The sequence below is a fragment of the Pseudomonadota bacterium genome, from assembly GCA_039028155.1.
GTDB lineage: Bacteria > Pseudomonadota > Alphaproteobacteria > SP197 > SP197 > JANQGO01.
This window is the reverse complement of sequence record JBCCIS010000005.1, coordinates 138152-153423: the sequence shown is the minus strand read 5'-3', so window position 1 is coordinate 153423 and position 15272 is coordinate 138152. Positions and strand designations below refer to the sequence as shown.

Genomic DNA, 15272 nt, shown 5'->3' with positions numbered 1-15272 from the left:
CCGTGAGCGGAAGCTGATCGAGACTAAGGCCGCTCAGGCGCCGACGAGCGGCACTTGCGAGACGTCGAGGCCGATCTCCTCGTAATAGCGCCGCGCTCCCGAGTGCAGGGGAATGCCGGCTCCCTTCAGCGCATTGCGCAATGAGATCTCCGAGGCGACTGGATGACCGGCATCCAAGATCTCGCGGCTATGTTCGTTCCACAGCGCGCTCGTGATGCCATAGACCAATTCGTCATCAATGGTCGCCGATACCGCCCATTGGGCGCCGACGCTGAGCGTCGGAACGATATCGGTCTCCGGATAGGCAACCGCGGAGAGGGAAAAGAACGGATAGACGATAACGATTTCGATCGCGCGCTGGTCGATGATCGGCAGCAGCGTCGCGACGTCGTCGGCGATCAAGCGCGACACCGATACGGTCGGCGCGCCGGCGACGATAAAGAACGCGTCGAGCTCGCCATCGCGCATCAGGCTCATGGCCTGGGGCGACTGCAGATAGATCGCATCAAAGTCGTTCTCGGTAAGACCATAAGCGCCAAGGATGATGCGGGCATCAGCCAGCGTGCCCGACCCCGGCGCGTCCAGTGACACGCGTTTGCCGGCAAGTTCCTCAACCGAGGTAATCCCGGCGCCCTTTCGCACGACGATCTGCACGACCTCCGGATAGAGGTTGGCGATCAGCCGCAGATTCCCGAGCGGTTCCTGATCGGCAAAGATGCCGTTGCCGTTATAGGCCCAGAACAGGATATCGGACTGGGAGAACCCTGATTCGAGCGTCCCCGCGTTGATCGCCTCGACGTTCGCGATCGACCCGTCCGTGGCTTGCGCGACCGCCACCAGGCCGGGCACGCCGCAACTGCCGCCCTTGCCGCATTCCCGTGACCCCGGCGGCTTGGAAATGACGTTCGCGACGACCGAGCCGACCGGGTAATAGGTACCGCCCGTGCTGCCGGTGCCGATGCGAAAAAAGGTCGTGTCCTGAGCAAGAGCCGGGGCCGACCAGGGCGCGAGGACGGTACCGGCGCCACCGGCCAAGAGGCCTAGGGTCCGGCGGCGGGTGACGTCCTGTTTCGACGCATTGCCCACGTCACAGCGCCTTCGCTCGGAGTTACGGATCGTGGCCGGCGCAAATCGGCACCAAGCCACCATCCCTTGGTACGGAACAATCATGACAAAGGGAAGGCAGAATCAAAGGTGGGACGGCGCTAAATCGCCGTCCCACCTCAGAAAATCGTGAACAAGATCACTTAGAGCAGATCCTGCGTTGATGAAATCGCTTCGCGATGTCGTCAAGACAGGTGAATCTGCTCTACTCATAGATGGAGAGCGGATTCACATGGTCGGATGGAACCGCCAAACGGTTCCATCTAACCATGATCCGCAATGCGTCGACGTTTGATCTTTTTGTAGACAACCGGCGCGAGTGACAGCAGCGCAAGGCCGACCAGGGCCGCGATCAGTTCAGGCGTCAGAACGCTGCCCAGCGAAACCTCCTCGGCGCTGTCAAAGATGCTGCCCAGCCCAGCGCCGACCGAAGCATAAACCCACGCGCCGGGGATGATGCCGATCAGGGTCGCCAGGACGTAGACGCGCAGCGAAATACCCATGAAAGCCGGCACCAGGTTGACGACGAAGAACGGGAACAGCGGCACCAGCCGGAGCACCAGCATGTAGCTGAGCGCGTTGTCGCGAAAACCGTCTTCCATCTTCGAGAACCACGGGCCCGCCCGCTGCCGCAATGACTGGCCGATCGCCGTGCGCGCGACCAGGAACACACCGGTAGCGCCTATCGTCGCGCCGATGACGGCATAGGCGGTGCCGAACCAGATGCCGAACAGGAAGCCGCCTGCGATGGTCAGGATCGTCGCGCCCGGCAGCGATAGCGCTGTCGAGACCGCATAGATCAGGACGAAAAGCGCGATGGCGGCCAGCTCGTTCTGGGCCACGAAAGCCTGCAGTTCGAAGCGATGCTCGCGCAACGCATCGAGCGTCAGGTACTTGTCGAGGCCCAGGGCGAACGCGGCGCCGATCGCGCCAACCAAGACGATGGCCGGCAGCCAGCGCTTGACCAACCCGCCGATCTTGGCGGCATGCGACACCGGGCTTACGGTTTCGTGCGACGTGGTCATAACAATCTCCTCCGCTGGCCCGGGTCTCAGCCCAGGCGCTGTAGCAGGCGAACGACCTTGCGTGTCCGTTCGGAAAAGAGCTGGGGCGTGTACCAGGCGCCAGCGGCCCGTTTGGAAACCTCCGACAAGGTCGGATAAGGCGCGATCATCGACGCCATGGCGCCGATCTTCATGCCCTGACCGACTGCCAGGACCCACGGCTGGATAAGCTCGCCGGCGTTCAAGCCGACGATGGTGGCGCCCAACACCCGGCCCTTGGCATCGGTCACGACCTTGATGAAACCGTCGGTCGCGCGCTCTGCCTGGGCGCGGTCGTTCTCGTCGAACGACCAGGTAACCGTGCGGACCTTGTCGCCCAAGCGGTCGCGGGCGACAGCCTCGTTCTGACCGACATGGGCCAGTTCGGGGTCGGTGTAGGTGACCCAGGGCACCGCCTTGGTGTCGACCTTGGCCGGCAGACGGAACAAGATGTTTCGTATGACGATACCGGCGTGATAGCCCGCCATGTGGGTGAACTGATACCCACCCGCCGCGTCACCGATGGCATAGACGCGTTTGTTGGTCGAACGCAGACGGTCATCCACCTTGATGCCGCGCCGCTCATACTCGACACCGGCCTTCTCAAGGTCCAGGCCATCCAGGTTGGGTTGGCGGCCGGCGGCAACCAGCAGATGACTGCCGGTGATGCGCTCTTCACCGTCACCATCGGTCAGGGTGACGGCAACGCCGTTCCCGTCCTTGTCAACGCGGACAATGCCGGCGCCCTCACGCAGATCAACGCCTTCGTCGATCAGACGCTTGCGCACGACGGCGACCGCATCGGGATCGTCCTTGGGCAAGATCTGACTGCGCTCAAGCACCGTAACGTGGGCGCCAAGCCGGTGATGGGCCTGGGCCATCTCGCAGCCGATAGGACCACCGCCGATGACGATCAGATGTTCAGGACAACTGGTCTGATCAAAGATCGTCTCGTTGGTGAAGTAGGAAACGTTGTCCAGACCGGGGATCGCCGGTGCGACAGCGCGCGAGCCGGTCGAGATAACGAAGCGTTTGGCGCGGATGACCTGATCGCCGACGGTGACCTCGCGAGGACCGGTGAAACGGCCGGCGCCCTGGATGACCTTGACGCCAAGACCCTCGAATCGCTCGACGGAGTCGTTCGGTTCGATGGCCTTGATGACGCCGTGGACGTGATCGTGCACCGCGGCAAAGTCGATTTCGGGCTCATGACCGTTGACGCCGAATCGGTCGCTCTTGCGCACAGCCTGGGCCGCCTTGGCCGCGGCCAGCAGGGACTTTGAGGGCACGCAGCCGTAGTTCAGGCAGTCGCCGCCCATCTTGTGCTTTTCGATCAGCACGACATCGGCACCCATCTGGCTGGCACCGGCGGCAACCGAAAGGCCGCCCGACCCGGCACCGATGACGCAGACATCTGTCGTAATGGTCTGTGACATGGTCTTCATGATCCCAAGGTTCGAGAGTTTGCCGAGGCCGTCGCTTAGCCTTCGACGACCAACTTGTAGTCGGGCGTGATGTTGAGCGGGCAGGAGTAGACGTACTCGCCTTCCGTCAGCTCGATTTCATAGTCCTGGGTGACACCCTCGTGCAGACCGCCACCGGAGACGGACGGCAGGAAGGGGCGGTCGATCACGCTCTCGGAACGCAGGTAGAAACCGAGCATGTAGGGAACGTCGGTGTTGGTGACGCGGAAGACGTACTTGCCGGGCTTCAGGTGTAGCGTGTTGTCGTCGCCAATCCGCTCGCCCTCGGTCTGAGCGTTGATCTCTTCGCAGTCGGCCTTGGCGGTCGGCGTATAGCCGTGATCGATGTTGCCTTCGGACTCAATGAATTGGCAGCCGGTCTGGGTCAGTTCGATAACCGTCACATCTTCGGCGGCCTGGGCCGAACCGGCGCTGGCGGCAAGCAGCAGGCCGGTGGAAAAAGCCGTCATATGGGCGGCGCGGGAAAGCAGGGACATCGGTAGCTCCAGTAGTTTTGAGTGTGGTCGGGATATCGGTGTGGCTGTGCCGAAGATGAAATATCGGGTCGGCCTCAATTCAATAGCCTGGGGCTATCAAAGGTCATAACGTGGGCTTGATCGCGCCGTTATCAGTGATGCGATTGGCCGTCTGAATCGCCATGTGGGGCGAACGGACCAGTCGGTGGCAACGGAGTAGAACACCCATGGAAATGCATCAGGCCCGCTATTTTCTGGCGGTATGCGAGACGCTCAACTTCACGCGCGCGGCAGAGCAGTGCCACGTCGCCCAGCCGTCGCTGACCAAGGCGATCAAAAAGCTGGAAGATGAACTGGGCGGCGAGCTGTTCCGCCGCGAGCGGGCCCGGACCCACCTGACTGATTTGGGCCGCATGATGAAGCCTCACTTGGAGCAGGTCGTCGAATCGGCCCAGCGCGCGACCAAGGACGCGGTAGCGTTCCGCACCCGCAAGAAGGCGCCGCTGAAGCTGGGGGTCATGTGCACCGTAGGACCGCGCCGGCTGATCCCCATCCTGCGTCAGTTGGAAGACGAACTGCCGACCCTTGATCTCAAGCTTCACGAATCATCGGGCGAGGATGTCGTGGCCAGCCTGATGGATGGTGACATCGATATCGCGGTGGCGGGCCTGGCCGCATACCCCGAGCGTATCGACGCCACGCCGCTCTTTTCCGAACGTTATGTTGTCGCCGTTCCCAAAGATCACCGCTTCGCCCGCATGAACGCGGTGCCCGTCGCCGAACTCGCTGGCGAACCCTATCTGGAGCGCCTGAACTGCGAGTTCGAGAGTTTCTTCGATGCGCTTGACGGCGATTGGGGCGGCAGCCCGATCATTCGCTACAGCAGCGGGCGCGAAGATTGGATCCAGTCCCTGGTCAAGGCCGGCATGGGATGTTCAATCATGCCGGAGTCCATGCCGATGATGTCGGATATCACGACCCGTCTCCTGGTCGAACCGGAGGTGACGCGCACAGTGCACATGCTGACCGTCGCCGGGCGGCGCCACACGCCGACGGTCGAGACCTTCACGCGCCTGGCGCGCCGCCACGACTGGGCGAGCGCGTTGTAGGGTGTTGTGTCGCTCATGCGACGGCGGCAACAGCCCACTCCCCTCCTCCGGGGCAAAACGCCGAGAGGCGTTTTCGCCGAGGCCACCCATGGCAGCATCCTCGGGGTGGCCGGGCGGGCGAGTGGGCCGGCAACGGCGCAAACTAGCTTACATCGGCGCGCGACGTCCGTCGTCTGCCTGCAGGATACCGCCGCGAATCGCGCCGGCTTCGCGGCTGCCGAAGAGAACGTCGTAGCCGGGCGGCAACTCTCGACTGTTGGGCATAGCAAGCCAGAGGCGGTACAGGCGGCGGATTTGCCCGGCCGCCGGGTCATCCCGGAACGCGCCGCGGGCATGATAGATGACGTGGTTGTTGAGGAACTGGATGTCGCCCTTCTTCAGCTCCATCTCGAAACACATTTCCTCGCCCAGCTCGGCCAGAAGATCGAGCGCCGCCCACTGGTCGTCGCGCATCGTCGGCACGCCGGCGAGGTTCTGGGCGGCCTCGACATAAGTCCTGGAGTAGTGGCTGGAGAACCGGCCCTCATGGACGCCGAACACAGGCAACGCATAGGTCGCATCGACACCGCCAGCTTCCTCGCCCAGCCGGCTGCGCATGATGTCGTCGTAGAGGACAGCCGCGAGATCGGGGCGCCGGCGCACCATTTCGTCATGGATGGCGACGGCGCTGGCGACGCGGCTGGTGCCGCCTTCGGCCGCCTCGCCGGCGCACAGAAGACCAACCACATCGGTACGGTCGGTGTGCCAGCGCAGCAACTGCGTCGATTGCGCCCGGGCACGCGACGACAAAAACGTGCCGCCATCTCTGTCGACCATCTGGCCGCGCTTGGCACCAACCTCCGCGCCCTCGTCACATATCAGCCCCATCACTTCGCCATGGGCGTTCTGATAAACCGGCGTGCCCAGGTTAAGGCCGAGACCCCAGAACAGGCGGCGCAAATCGGCATCGTCGTAACGCTCGACCGGCACGCCGGTGAGCTTGACAACACCACGCCCGTTTTCAAGTTCGTCGGCGGCCTCAGCCAATTCAATGGCGAGACGGGTGAAGGCAAAGTCGCCACGTTTCAGATCCTGGAGCACGGCAGGGCGTCTGTGTAGCGCGGTGACCGCGTCGTCCAGCTCACTGAGCGCGACCGGCGACAATGGGCGTATCCAGTCACGCTCCAGCATGAGATCCCGGCCGTGCCACGCGGCCGGACCGCCGAGTATGCTGGGGGTCGCCATGGCCTAACGATGCCCGCAAATGTCCAATAGGTAAACTGAGTCGCCTTCTAGGCGCCGGGCGGTCATGCTGTGGTTACCTCACGTGCCAACCAATAGACGAGACGCCATGACCGACACCCTGACCCAAGCGCCCGGCAAGCCGTGCGCGACCTTCCTCGACTTTCCGCTTGCTCTCGACCTCGACAAACTTGACGCCGACATCGCGATCCTGGGCATTCCCTTTGGCATGCCCTATTCGCCACCGGAACAGGCGAACGATCAGAGCCGGGCGCCCGACGCACTGCGCCAAGCCGCCATGGATGTGAGTTACACGCTGAATCACTATGACTGGGACCTCGGCGGCCCGTTACTGGACAACCGGAGTATCAAGGTCGTCGACTGCGGCAACGTGACCGCTGATGCCTATGACGCGGCCCTCCATTACAAACGGGCAGAGGCTGCCGCGCGCAGGATTTTCGATGCGGGCGCGGTGTTGGTGACCATCGGCGGTGACCACGGCATTCCGATCCCGGTCATGCGTGCGCTGGAGAACCATGGGCCCATCACGCTCGTCCATGTCGACGCCCACCTGGACTGGCGCCACGACGTGAACGGCGTGACCGACGGGTACTCAAGCCCGATTCGTCGAGCGTCTGAAATGGACTGGTTCGGCGATATCGTCCAGATCGGCTTGCGCGGCATCGGCAGCGCGCGACAGGGCGAAGTCGACGACGCACGCGACTATGGCTGCGACATGATCACGGCCTATGAGCTACACGATATGGGGATGCAGGCGGTGCTCGACCGCATTCCCGATGGCGGCCCCTATTACCTGACCATTGATGCGGACGGTTTGGATCCGACTATCATGCCGGCGGTCATGTCGCCAACGCCGGGCGGTGTGACGTGGGAACAGATGCACAAACTGCTCCATGGACTGGTGAAGAAGGGCCGCGTCCTGGGCATGGATCTGGTCGAGATCGCGCCCAGCCACGACGTGCGCGATCTGACGCTGATCTATGCCGAACGCCTAATCTGCAACTTCATCGGCGCGACGGTCAGGGCCGGCTACTACGACTAGTCGATGTTTGGCGGAGTGATGCCGAGCTCCTGAGCGAGCTTCAGGCTGTCGTCCCAGCACAGGCGGTCGATCTGGACCTCGCCGGTCTCCAACGCCTTCTTGCGGCGCGCAAAGCTGCCTTCGCCGGGAATGCGGATGGCGTCAACGCCCGGCGCCTTCTTCGACGCGCGGATCGCTTCCATGCGCGCGGTCACGGCGGCTTTGAACGTCTCGGCATCGCCGAAGATGTTGGGATCGATGGCGATCAGCAGATGCCCCTTATGAGCGTCCTTCTTGGTGATGTGGTCCAGCCCCATATCAGCGCCGACCAGGGCGCCCGACAGGAAGTCGATCATCAACAGGAGACCATAGCCCTTGCTGCCGCCAGGATTGATTGCCCCGATATCCAGGGTGTGGCCAATACCGGTGCAGACCTGGAACGGATCGGTGGTCGGGTTACCGTCGGCGTCAGCCACCAGGCCCTCGTCCATCTGGGCTTCATAGCGTTGGGAGTAACGTACGTAGGTCGGCAGGGTGACGCATGGCGTGAAGTCGGTCAGGAACGGATCGCCGGTAGACGGCACAGCGCAAGCGAGCGGGTTGCTGCCGATGATTGGCTGGGTCCCGCCGAGCGGATGGACGACCGGCACGTTGTCGTCGGAGAAGATCATGCCGACGAGGTCGTGACGCGCGATGCGTTCGGCGTAGAGGCCGGCCTGAAAGGCGTCGTGGCTGTGATAAACGCCGACGATGGCTGTGCCGGTCTCCTTGGCCTTCTCAACGGCGACGTCGCAGGCCTTCAAGACGGCGATCGGGCCGGGTCCGCGCTTGCCGTCGATCAATGCATAGCTCGGCCCCTCCTTGGCGACCACCGGCTTGGCGCTGGGGTCAGCCTTACCGGCCATGTACTTCTGCACATGGGTGTTGATCAGATGGTTGAAGCCCTGCACGTAGACGCCACGCAGATCGGATTCCAGGTGGATGTCGGCAAGTGTTCCCGCGGTTTCGTCATCGAATCCGACAGCGCGCAGGATGTCCTCCATGAAGGCCCGCAGCACATCGATCTTCACGGGTCGGCTGGTGGTGTTGAGCATGGCTTATCTCCCGTTCCCAAGACGTCGCTTCGAAACTACTTTGGCGCCGTCCTGAAAAGAACCGCAACATTGATGCTATTGCGTGTATAGTTATGAAACATTCCAGATAGAGGACCCGACAATGGGGACCGTTGCATGGTGCGCTTCTCCGGCCATATAGGCGACGTCGACTTGCATCTCTTGCGGGTGTTTCGAACGGTCGCGGAGTGTGGCGGCGTCAGTGCCGCGGAAAACGCTTTGAATGTCGGCCGGTCAACAATAAGCCGACAATTGAGCGACCTCGAGACACGTCTCAATCTTCGCCTGTGCGAGCGTGGGCCGGCGGGATTTCGCCTGACCGAAGAAGGCCGCGTGGTCCTGGAGCGTGCCGGCGATCTGATGGTGTCGATCGAGAACTTTCGCCGACACATTCACGAGATCCATCAGGAGATCGCCGGGACGGTCATTGTGGCCGTTGCCGACGCCACCGTGCCCAATCCGGCGTTCGACCTGCCTGGCGCCATCGCGCAGTTCCTGAAGAAGGCACCAGGGGTCACCGTCTCGCTTCGCAAGGTGTCACCGGAAGACATGGAGTCGGATCTCATCAACCGACGCTGCCATTTAGGCCTGAAACCCGTTCTCGCGCGCAAGAAGGGGTTCTTTTACCGACATCTCTACGATGAGTTGGACTTGCTTTACTGCGGATTGCGCCATCCACTGGGCGCGTCGAAAACCACGCGCCCCACGCTGGCAGCCGTCAGATCCCAAGACTTCGCAGCGCTTTCCTATGACTCCGGCTTTTCGGCAACGCTTGCCGACCTCAAAGTCCGGCCAAGTGCATACGCCAATGACCTCGAAGGCCTAGCAACGCTGATCCTGACAGGCGGTTATCTCGGGTTCTTACCCGAAAGCTACGGCAGCATCTTTACCGATCGCGGCACCATGACGGCGCTCAACGGTTCGCGACTGCACTACACCATTCCATTTCAGGCGATCACACTGGCCCATGAAGAAAAAACGATCGCTATCAGCCTGCTTCTGACCTGTCTTGACCAAGCCGTAACGGAACAACAGACGGAACGCTAGGTCGCGTAGTCCGGTTCCTTGGCATCGATCAATCGACGCATGGCGCCAAAGTGCTGTTCGCTGTGGCCGTCGCGCGCCTGCGCCGCCATCGCCTTGGCGACATCGTCGGGGATCTGGGCCAGGTCACCACCGCCGTTCATAGCCAATACCTGATACATGCAGGCGCGCTCGAGCTGATAGAGATCGACATAGGTGTTGGCGACGTCGGGGCCAGCGACCATGGCGCCGTGGTTGCGCATCATCAAGACCCGCTTGTCGCCCATGGCATGGGCCATGCGCTTGCCCTCGTCCTCGGAGTTCAACAGACCGTCATAGACTTCGAAATAGGCGACGTCGTCATGAAACTGAGCCGCCTGTTGCGACGAACAGGTGTCGAGGCGCACGTCCTTCTTCATCGACAAGGCGGTGATATAGGGCGCGTGAACATGCATCAGGCACTTGGCCTCCGGCACCGCCTGATGCACTGGGTAGTGGATGATCCATCCGGCGACCGTCGGCCGGGTCTCGCCCGACACCGGTTCGCCGTCGGGCCCGACGGCGGCTAGATTGCTGGCGGTGACCTGGGACCAGTGCACGTAGCCCGGCGAGATCAACATGACGTCGGGATCGTCTGGCGACATCACGCTGAAATGGTTCCACGTGCCTTCGTTCAAGCCGTCGCGCACCGCCAGGCGGTGGGCCGCGGCAAGATCGCGGCGTGCCTCTAACTCGCGGCTGTTCTGCATGACCTTGTTCCACTGAGGTGAAGAGACGCTGGGTTAGAGCTTGCTACTGCCCGGCGCCGATGTCACGTGGATCGAATGGCGGCAGCGGCGCCAGGCCGCGCAAGAGATCGCTCGCCCGCTCGGCAATCGCCACGACAGCCGCGTTCACAGGCCCTGCGGTAATCGACGGCATGACCGAGGCGTCGATGACATAGAGTCCTTCAACACCGCGCACCGCAAGATTCGGACCGACGACTGCCGGCTCGCCGCCACCCATGCGGCAAGTCCCGACCGGATGGTGATGGGTGAAGGCGGCCTGCGCCAAGAAGGCCAGGCGGTCTTGGCGGCTGCGGACGGATGCGGCGGGCAGAAGTTCAACATCGCGCCAGTCGTCAAGGGATGCCGCCGCGCCCACCACCCGCGCCCTGTCGAGCGCATGCAGATAGGCCTCGCGATCGGCCTCCTCGGCCAGATAGTTGGGATCGATCCGCGGAGGGAGAAGCGGATCCGCCGATGTGAGCTCCAATCGACCCCGGCTTTTGGGATGGGTAAATCCGAACATGATCGTGTAAGCCTCGCCCACGGGCGGGGCCTCGAAACACTCGGTCACCACCGGCAGGACGACACAGGCAAGCGCGACCTCCGGCACCCCACTGCTGCCGCTGTCGATGTACATCAGCGATTCCGAATGCTGATAATGGCTCGCCGGCACCGGCCGTTTAGCGCGGTAAAGATTGCCACCAGAGAGCAGGTGATCGTGCAGGTTCTCGCCGACCCCTGGCAGGTCGGCCACCATATCAATGCCCAGAGAACGAAGGTGTATGGCCGGACCGACGCCCGAGCGTGACAGGATGACCGGCGAACCGATGGCACCACCGCACAGAATGACCGCCCGATCGGCTTCGATCATACGTCCCTCGCCGTCCTCAAGAACCGCGACACCCGTGCATCGGTTGGCACCGTCGAACACAGCTCGGTCGACAAGACACCCTGTCCGGACATGAAGGTTGGGACGATCGATCGCCGGCCTCAGATAGGCATCGGCGACACTCTGCCGCTTGCCGTCGGCAATCGTCAGCGTGTTCAACGTGGGGCCGATCATGCATGGCCCGTTGTGGTCGCTGGTCGGCGCGATACCGAGACTCTCGCCGGCTGCCATGTAACACATCGTCAGCGGATGCGGTTTGTCCGGCCTGATCAACGTGATCGGGCCGCTATCGCCATGGTAGGCGGACCCTGGATCATCGGAGTTCTCGGAACGGATGAAGTAGGGCATGAGATCGGCGTAACCCCAGCCATCGCAACCGTCGGCGACCCAACCCTCGAAATCGCTGGGGTGACCGCGTACATGCGCCATGGCGTGAAGCGCGCTGGATCCGCCGATCACACGGCCGCGCGGCCAGGCATGGCGCCTCCCGGCGCTGTGGACCTGAGGTTCGGTCTCGAATCGCCAGTCAATCGCAGATCCCTGCAGAGACGGCCATTGGGCGGGGTCGGCGATGCGGGGATCGCTCGCCGGGCCGCCTGCCTCCAGCAGGCAGATAGAGGCCGCGTCGTATTCGCTCAGCCGCGCCGCCAAAACGCAACCGGCTGTCCCCGCACCGACAATGACATAGTCATATGCCACGGCGCTGGGAGACCCGAGGTCCTAGCGGCCGACGCGCTCGGCCCAGCCCGGCTGATCGCAGATCGCGCCCAGAAACTCCAGCATGGTGTGGGCGCCCAGATAGGACGTGATGCCGGTTCCCACGTCGAGTTGCGGGTTGACTTCGACGAAGTCAAAACCGACGACCTGCATGTGCGCGGCGATCGCGCGCAGGATGTCGCGCAGTTCGGCATAGGTCATGCCGTTGGGCTCGGCCGAGACGCAGCCGGGAATGAGCGGCATGTCGAAGACGTCGACATCAATGGAGACGTAGACTTTCTCACCCTTGGGCAAGGTCTCGACAAAACCTTGCGGGCCGTGCTCATAGATCTCACCCATGGTGACGATACGGCTGCCTTCGGACTTGGCGTCGGAGAACTGCTCAGCGGAGCTTCTGAGACTGCGGATGCCGATCTGCGTCAGGCTCAACACATGCGGCATCGGCTTGATGTGCCGGAACGCGTGGCCGTTGGTGAACCGGAGGTCATGGACGAAGGGCGCATAGTCCATGTGCGCGTCGAAATGCAGGACATGGATAGGTTCCGAAAACGCGCGCACGATCGGGTAGGTGATCGCGTGGTCGCCGCCGATGATGACCGGCACGGCGCCGCGGTCGAGAATCGCTTCGACATCGGCGGTGATGAAATCGAACGTCTTTTCGACATTGGTCGGCAAGACATCGACGTCGCCGACATCGACAATACGCCGGTTCTGCAGCTCCCACGTCAGATAGTGTTTATCGGTGTTGATGTCGTAGTAACCACCAGCATCGAAGCGCAGCGAGTGCTCACGGATCGAGCGCGGCGCGAAGCGTGATCCCGCCATGAATGGCGAGCCTTCGTCAGTCGGCACGCCGAGCACCGCGATGTCGGCATCCAACGTCGCGATATCGTCGCAATAGTCGCACCGCAGGAATGTCGGGACACCGACGAATGGTTGGTTTTGACGGTCTGGCCGCCCCTGCATGTTGATTTGCATCGTGCCCCCCCTGTTTACGAAGTCACAAGACTAGGATGACAACTGGAGAATGGGAAACGATCCGTTATGCTGCGAACCATGACAGCATTCCGTATCGTCGACGATCGGTTTGGTCAGATGATCGACCAAACCCAAGGGCTTGAAACGCTGGCCCAAGGCTTTCGCTTTACCGAAGGCACGCTCTGGCACCCCACGCTGCGTCACATCACCTTCAGCGATATCCCGTCGAACAGGGTACATCGATGGTCGGTCGATACTGGCGAACTGACCACGCTGCGCGACCCGTCGGACATGACAAACGGCATGGTCTACGATCGCGAGGGCCGATTGATCATGTGCGAGCACGCGACTAGCCGCGTCACGCGTTGCGAGCACGACGGCACGATCACCGTGCTTGCCGACAGATGGCAGGGTTCGGAGTTGAACAGCCCGAACGACATCGTGGTCGATGAGTCCGGCGCCATATGGTTCACCGATCCCCTGTATGGGCGCGGCGATCACACGGGCATCGAACGTGAACCCGCTCTGCCGTTTCAGGGCGTGTTCCGCATCGATCCGGCGGGTTCACTGCACCTCGTCGCCGACGATTTCGAAGGGCCGAACGGCCTTTGTTTTTCGCCCGACAAACAAAAGCTCTACATCAACGACAGCGAGCGCGAGCACATCCGCGTCTTTGACGTCGCCACAGACAGCGCCCTTTCCGGTGGCGCCATCTTCGCCGAAACCTCCAATCTCGACGGCACGTTGGACGTGGGCTATCCCGACGGCATGAAGGTCGATGCAGTGGGCAACGTTTGGTGCACGGGCCCGGGCGGCGTGCACGCCTTCGATCCCGCGGGCACGTTGCTCGGTGTGGTCCTGACGCCCGAGGCAACGGCTAACTTCTGCTTCGGGGACGACGATTTACGGACGCTCTTCCTGTGCGCCGGAACGGTGTTTCTGCGTATCCGTCTTGGTCAGGCCGGACACCCTGTGTTCGAACCTGGTTAGACAACTGGCCGGCACACCGCCACCGGTTCAAACGTCAGAACACGCCCAGGCTTAGCTGTCGCGCGACGGCGGTCATCTGGTTTTCCTGCCCGTCCGGTCCCGGCGTTCCCACGAATGCGACCACCATGTCACGTTCCGGCGCCACGTAGAGGCCTTGACCGCCATAGCCCCCCTTGAAGAAGTCGCCATCGGACATCACGAAATCCCATTGATAGGTGTTGTGGCGCGGCTGCTCGCCAAGCTGCTCGGTCAGTTCCGGCCCCAGCGAACCGCGCATGAAGATCTCGGGGCGTCCGCCGTTGAGGATCTTGTCGAGAGCGCTGTCGCTGATAACTGGATCGGACGTGCCCGCCCGCCCCGTCGGTGTGAAGAGCAGCCCGACGCGCAGCACGTCGCGCAGGGTTGCCGACATACCGCCATGGGTCGCCGGCGCGTTGGCGTTGCGGGAGACCGAGATCACCGCATCAGACTCCGCGCCGATCTTCGTCCAGATCTCATCGCTCAGGATTTCGTTAAACGGCCGGCCGGTCACCGTCTCGACAAGCCAGCTCAGCACGAAGGTGTCGACGGAGGTGTATTCAAAGGCCTGACCGGCCTCTATCCCGCGCGCCAATGTGGGCATATAGGCATAGGGCGTCTCGCAAGTCCGCTCCGTCGGCGCCAACCACCCCAAACTGGCCTCATAGTGGTAATAAGGCTGTTCCGGGTTTGAGTAGGCGTCGGGGATACCTTCCTCTGGACAATCGATACCGGACGCCATGTCCAACACGTCGAGCACGCTCGTGCCCGCCCACGCCGAATCGCTGAGCGCAGGCAGATAGTGTTCGATACCTAGTTTCACGTCGACCATGCCGCGATCTTCAAGGATCGCCACCAGCGCGGAGACCATGATCTTGGTCACCGACATCAAGAGGTGCTTGTCGAACGGGCGCATGCGGGGATAACGCTCGAAAACGATCTCGCCGCCTTGCGCAATGACAACACCGTTGACCGGCGCCGTGTCGACATATTCGTCCATCGGCATGGTGCCCAACCTGCTTTTGACAGGAAAACGCGCGACCTCATCGCGCAATGCGTAGTCCAACGTGGATACCGGGCCGCTGCGGTGAATCATCGCATGGGGAAAGAACTCCTGGAGGTGCAAGAACGTGTAGTACATGAGGTCCGGATCGTCGGACCAGTTCTGCAAGCTCACCCGCCGGTGAAACGCGGCGGCATCATCGGCGCTGTAACGCATGGGTTCGACCATCCTTCAACATCCTCCGGCAAACCGGGCGACCAAGTACGTGCGCCCCAGGGCGAGATTGAACCGGGGACCATACCGCATTGCCATGCCAG

Annotated in this window: 14 protein-coding genes; 4 read left to right on the top strand and 10 right to left on the bottom strand. The window is 62.4% G+C overall.

The window, feature by feature from the left end:
- Positions 1–33 precede the first annotated feature (33 nt).
- The 4 genes from AAF563_04505 to AAF563_04490 form a co-directional block, all read right to left on the bottom strand.
- On the bottom strand, positions 34–1086 hold the full coding sequence (locus tag AAF563_04505; GenBank protein ID MEM7120515.1) for a TAXI family TRAP transporter solute-binding subunit: 1053 nt from the start codon (positions 1084–1086) through the stop codon (positions 34–36).
- Between the two features lie 281 nt (positions 1087–1367).
- Complete coding sequence (locus AAF563_04500) at positions 1368–2129, bottom strand: TVP38/TMEM64 family protein (GenBank protein MEM7120514.1); 762 nt, start codon at positions 2127–2129, stop codon at positions 1368–1370.
- A 26-nt stretch (positions 2130–2155) separates the two neighbouring features.
- Positions 2156–3583 (bottom strand): mercuric reductase, encoded by a 1428-nt coding sequence (locus AAF563_04495; GenBank protein ID MEM7120513.1) that lies wholly within the window; start codon positions 3581–3583, stop codon positions 2156–2158.
- A gap of 44 nt (positions 3584–3627) precedes the next feature.
- On the bottom strand, positions 3628–4107 hold the full coding sequence (locus AAF563_04490; protein MEM7120512.1) for a hypothetical protein: 480 nt from the start codon (positions 4105–4107) through the stop codon (positions 3628–3630).
- A 206-nt stretch (positions 4108–4313) separates the two neighbouring features.
- Between AAF563_04490 and AAF563_04485 the strand changes: the two genes are divergently transcribed.
- Complete coding sequence (locus AAF563_04485) at positions 4314–5195, top strand: LysR family transcriptional regulator (protein ID MEM7120511.1); 882 nt, start codon at positions 4314–4316, stop codon at positions 5193–5195.
- A gap of 147 nt (positions 5196–5342) precedes the next feature.
- On the opposite strand, the gene AAF563_04480 is transcribed toward AAF563_04485, so the two are convergent.
- Complete coding sequence (locus tag AAF563_04480; protein ID MEM7120510.1) at positions 5343–6419, bottom strand: TauD/TfdA family dioxygenase; 1077 nt, start codon at positions 6417–6419, stop codon at positions 5343–5345.
- Positions 6420–6525: 106 nt separating this feature from the next.
- Between AAF563_04480 and AAF563_04475 the strand changes: the two genes are divergently transcribed.
- A complete protein-coding gene (locus AAF563_04475) occupies positions 6526–7479 on the top strand; it encodes an agmatinase (protein MEM7120509.1) in 954 nt (317 codons plus the stop codon).
- Here the strand turns inward: AAF563_04475 and AAF563_04470 are convergent.
- Entirely contained in the window at positions 7476–8552 is a 1077-nt protein-coding gene (locus AAF563_04470) for an Ldh family oxidoreductase (protein ID MEM7120508.1), read from the bottom strand. The genes AAF563_04475 and AAF563_04470 overlap by 4 nt on opposite strands.
- Positions 8553–8687: 135 nt before the next feature.
- Here AAF563_04470 and AAF563_04465 point away from each other — a divergent pair, with 135 nt between their 5' ends.
- Positions 8688–9617, top strand: coding sequence for a LysR family transcriptional regulator (locus tag AAF563_04465; protein MEM7120507.1), 930 nt, complete (start codon positions 8688–8690; stop codon positions 9615–9617).
- On the opposite strand, the gene AAF563_04460 is transcribed toward AAF563_04465, so the two are convergent.
- Genes AAF563_04460 through AAF563_04450 form a run of 3 tightly spaced genes read right to left on the bottom strand, consistent with a single transcriptional unit; the run spans position 9614 to position 12944 of the window.
- A complete protein-coding gene (locus tag AAF563_04460) occupies positions 9614–10342 on the bottom strand; it encodes a class II aldolase/adducin family protein (GenBank protein ID MEM7120506.1) in 729 nt (242 codons plus the stop codon). The genes AAF563_04465 and AAF563_04460 overlap by 4 nt on opposite strands.
- 43 nt (positions 10343–10385) lie before the next feature.
- Positions 10386–11948, bottom strand: a complete 1563-nt coding sequence (locus tag AAF563_04455; GenBank protein ID MEM7120505.1) for a GMC family oxidoreductase N-terminal domain-containing protein — start codon at positions 11946–11948, stop codon at positions 10386–10388.
- 21 nt (positions 11949–11969) lie between these two features.
- Positions 11970–12944, bottom strand: a complete 975-nt coding sequence (locus AAF563_04450) for an agmatinase (GenBank protein ID MEM7120504.1) — start codon at positions 12942–12944, stop codon at positions 11970–11972.
- A gap of 78 nt (positions 12945–13022) precedes the next feature.
- Between AAF563_04450 and AAF563_04445 the strand changes: the two genes are divergently transcribed.
- Positions 13023–13934 (top strand): SMP-30/gluconolactonase/LRE family protein, encoded by a 912-nt coding sequence (locus AAF563_04445; protein ID MEM7120503.1) that lies wholly within the window; start codon positions 13023–13025, stop codon positions 13932–13934.
- 34 nt (positions 13935–13968) lie between these two features.
- On the opposite strand, the gene AAF563_04440 is transcribed toward AAF563_04445, so the two are convergent.
- A complete protein-coding gene (locus AAF563_04440) occupies positions 13969–15183 on the bottom strand; it encodes a serine hydrolase (protein ID MEM7120502.1) in 1215 nt (404 codons plus the stop codon).
- Between the last annotated feature and the right edge of the window lie 89 nt (positions 15184–15272).

What these genes read in the sequence shown, in the direction of transcription:
- AAF563_04440 (MEM7120502.1), bottom strand. Translation starts at nt 15,183, where the DNA reads ATGGTCGAACCCATGCGTTACAGCGCCGATGATGCCGCCGCGTTTCAC.
- AAF563_04460 (MEM7120506.1), bottom strand. Translation starts at nt 10,342, where the DNA reads ATGCAGAACAGCCGCGAGTTAGAGGCACGCCGCGATCTTGCCGCGGCC.
- AAF563_04475 (MEM7120509.1), top strand. Translation starts at nt 6,526, where the DNA reads ATGACCGACACCCTGACCCAAGCGCCCGGCAAGCCGTGCGCGACCTTC.
- AAF563_04465 (MEM7120507.1), top strand. Translation starts at nt 8,688, where the DNA reads ATGGTGCGCTTCTCCGGCCATATAGGCGACGTCGACTTGCATCTCTTG.
- AAF563_04500 (MEM7120514.1), bottom strand. Translation starts at nt 2,129, where the DNA reads ATGACCACGTCGCACGAAACCGTAAGCCCGGTGTCGCATGCCGCCAAG.
- AAF563_04480 (MEM7120510.1), bottom strand. Translation starts at nt 6,419, where the DNA reads ATGGCGACCCCCAGCATACTCGGCGGTCCGGCCGCGTGGCACGGCCGG.
- AAF563_04495 (MEM7120513.1), bottom strand. Translation starts at nt 3,583, where the DNA reads ATGTCACAGACCATTACGACAGATGTCTGCGTCATCGGTGCCGGGTCG.
- AAF563_04450 (MEM7120504.1), bottom strand. Translation starts at nt 12,944, where the DNA reads ATGCAAATCAACATGCAGGGGCGGCCAGACCGTCAAAACCAACCATTC.
- AAF563_04490 (MEM7120512.1), bottom strand. Translation starts at nt 4,107, where the DNA reads ATGTCCCTGCTTTCCCGCGCCGCCCATATGACGGCTTTTTCCACCGGC.
- AAF563_04470 (MEM7120508.1), bottom strand. Translation starts at nt 8,552, where the DNA reads ATGCTCAACACCACCAGCCGACCCGTGAAGATCGATGTGCTGCGGGCC.
- AAF563_04485 (MEM7120511.1), top strand. Translation starts at nt 4,314, where the DNA reads ATGGAAATGCATCAGGCCCGCTATTTTCTGGCGGTATGCGAGACGCTC.
- AAF563_04445 (MEM7120503.1), top strand. Translation starts at nt 13,023, where the DNA reads ATGACAGCATTCCGTATCGTCGACGATCGGTTTGGTCAGATGATCGAC.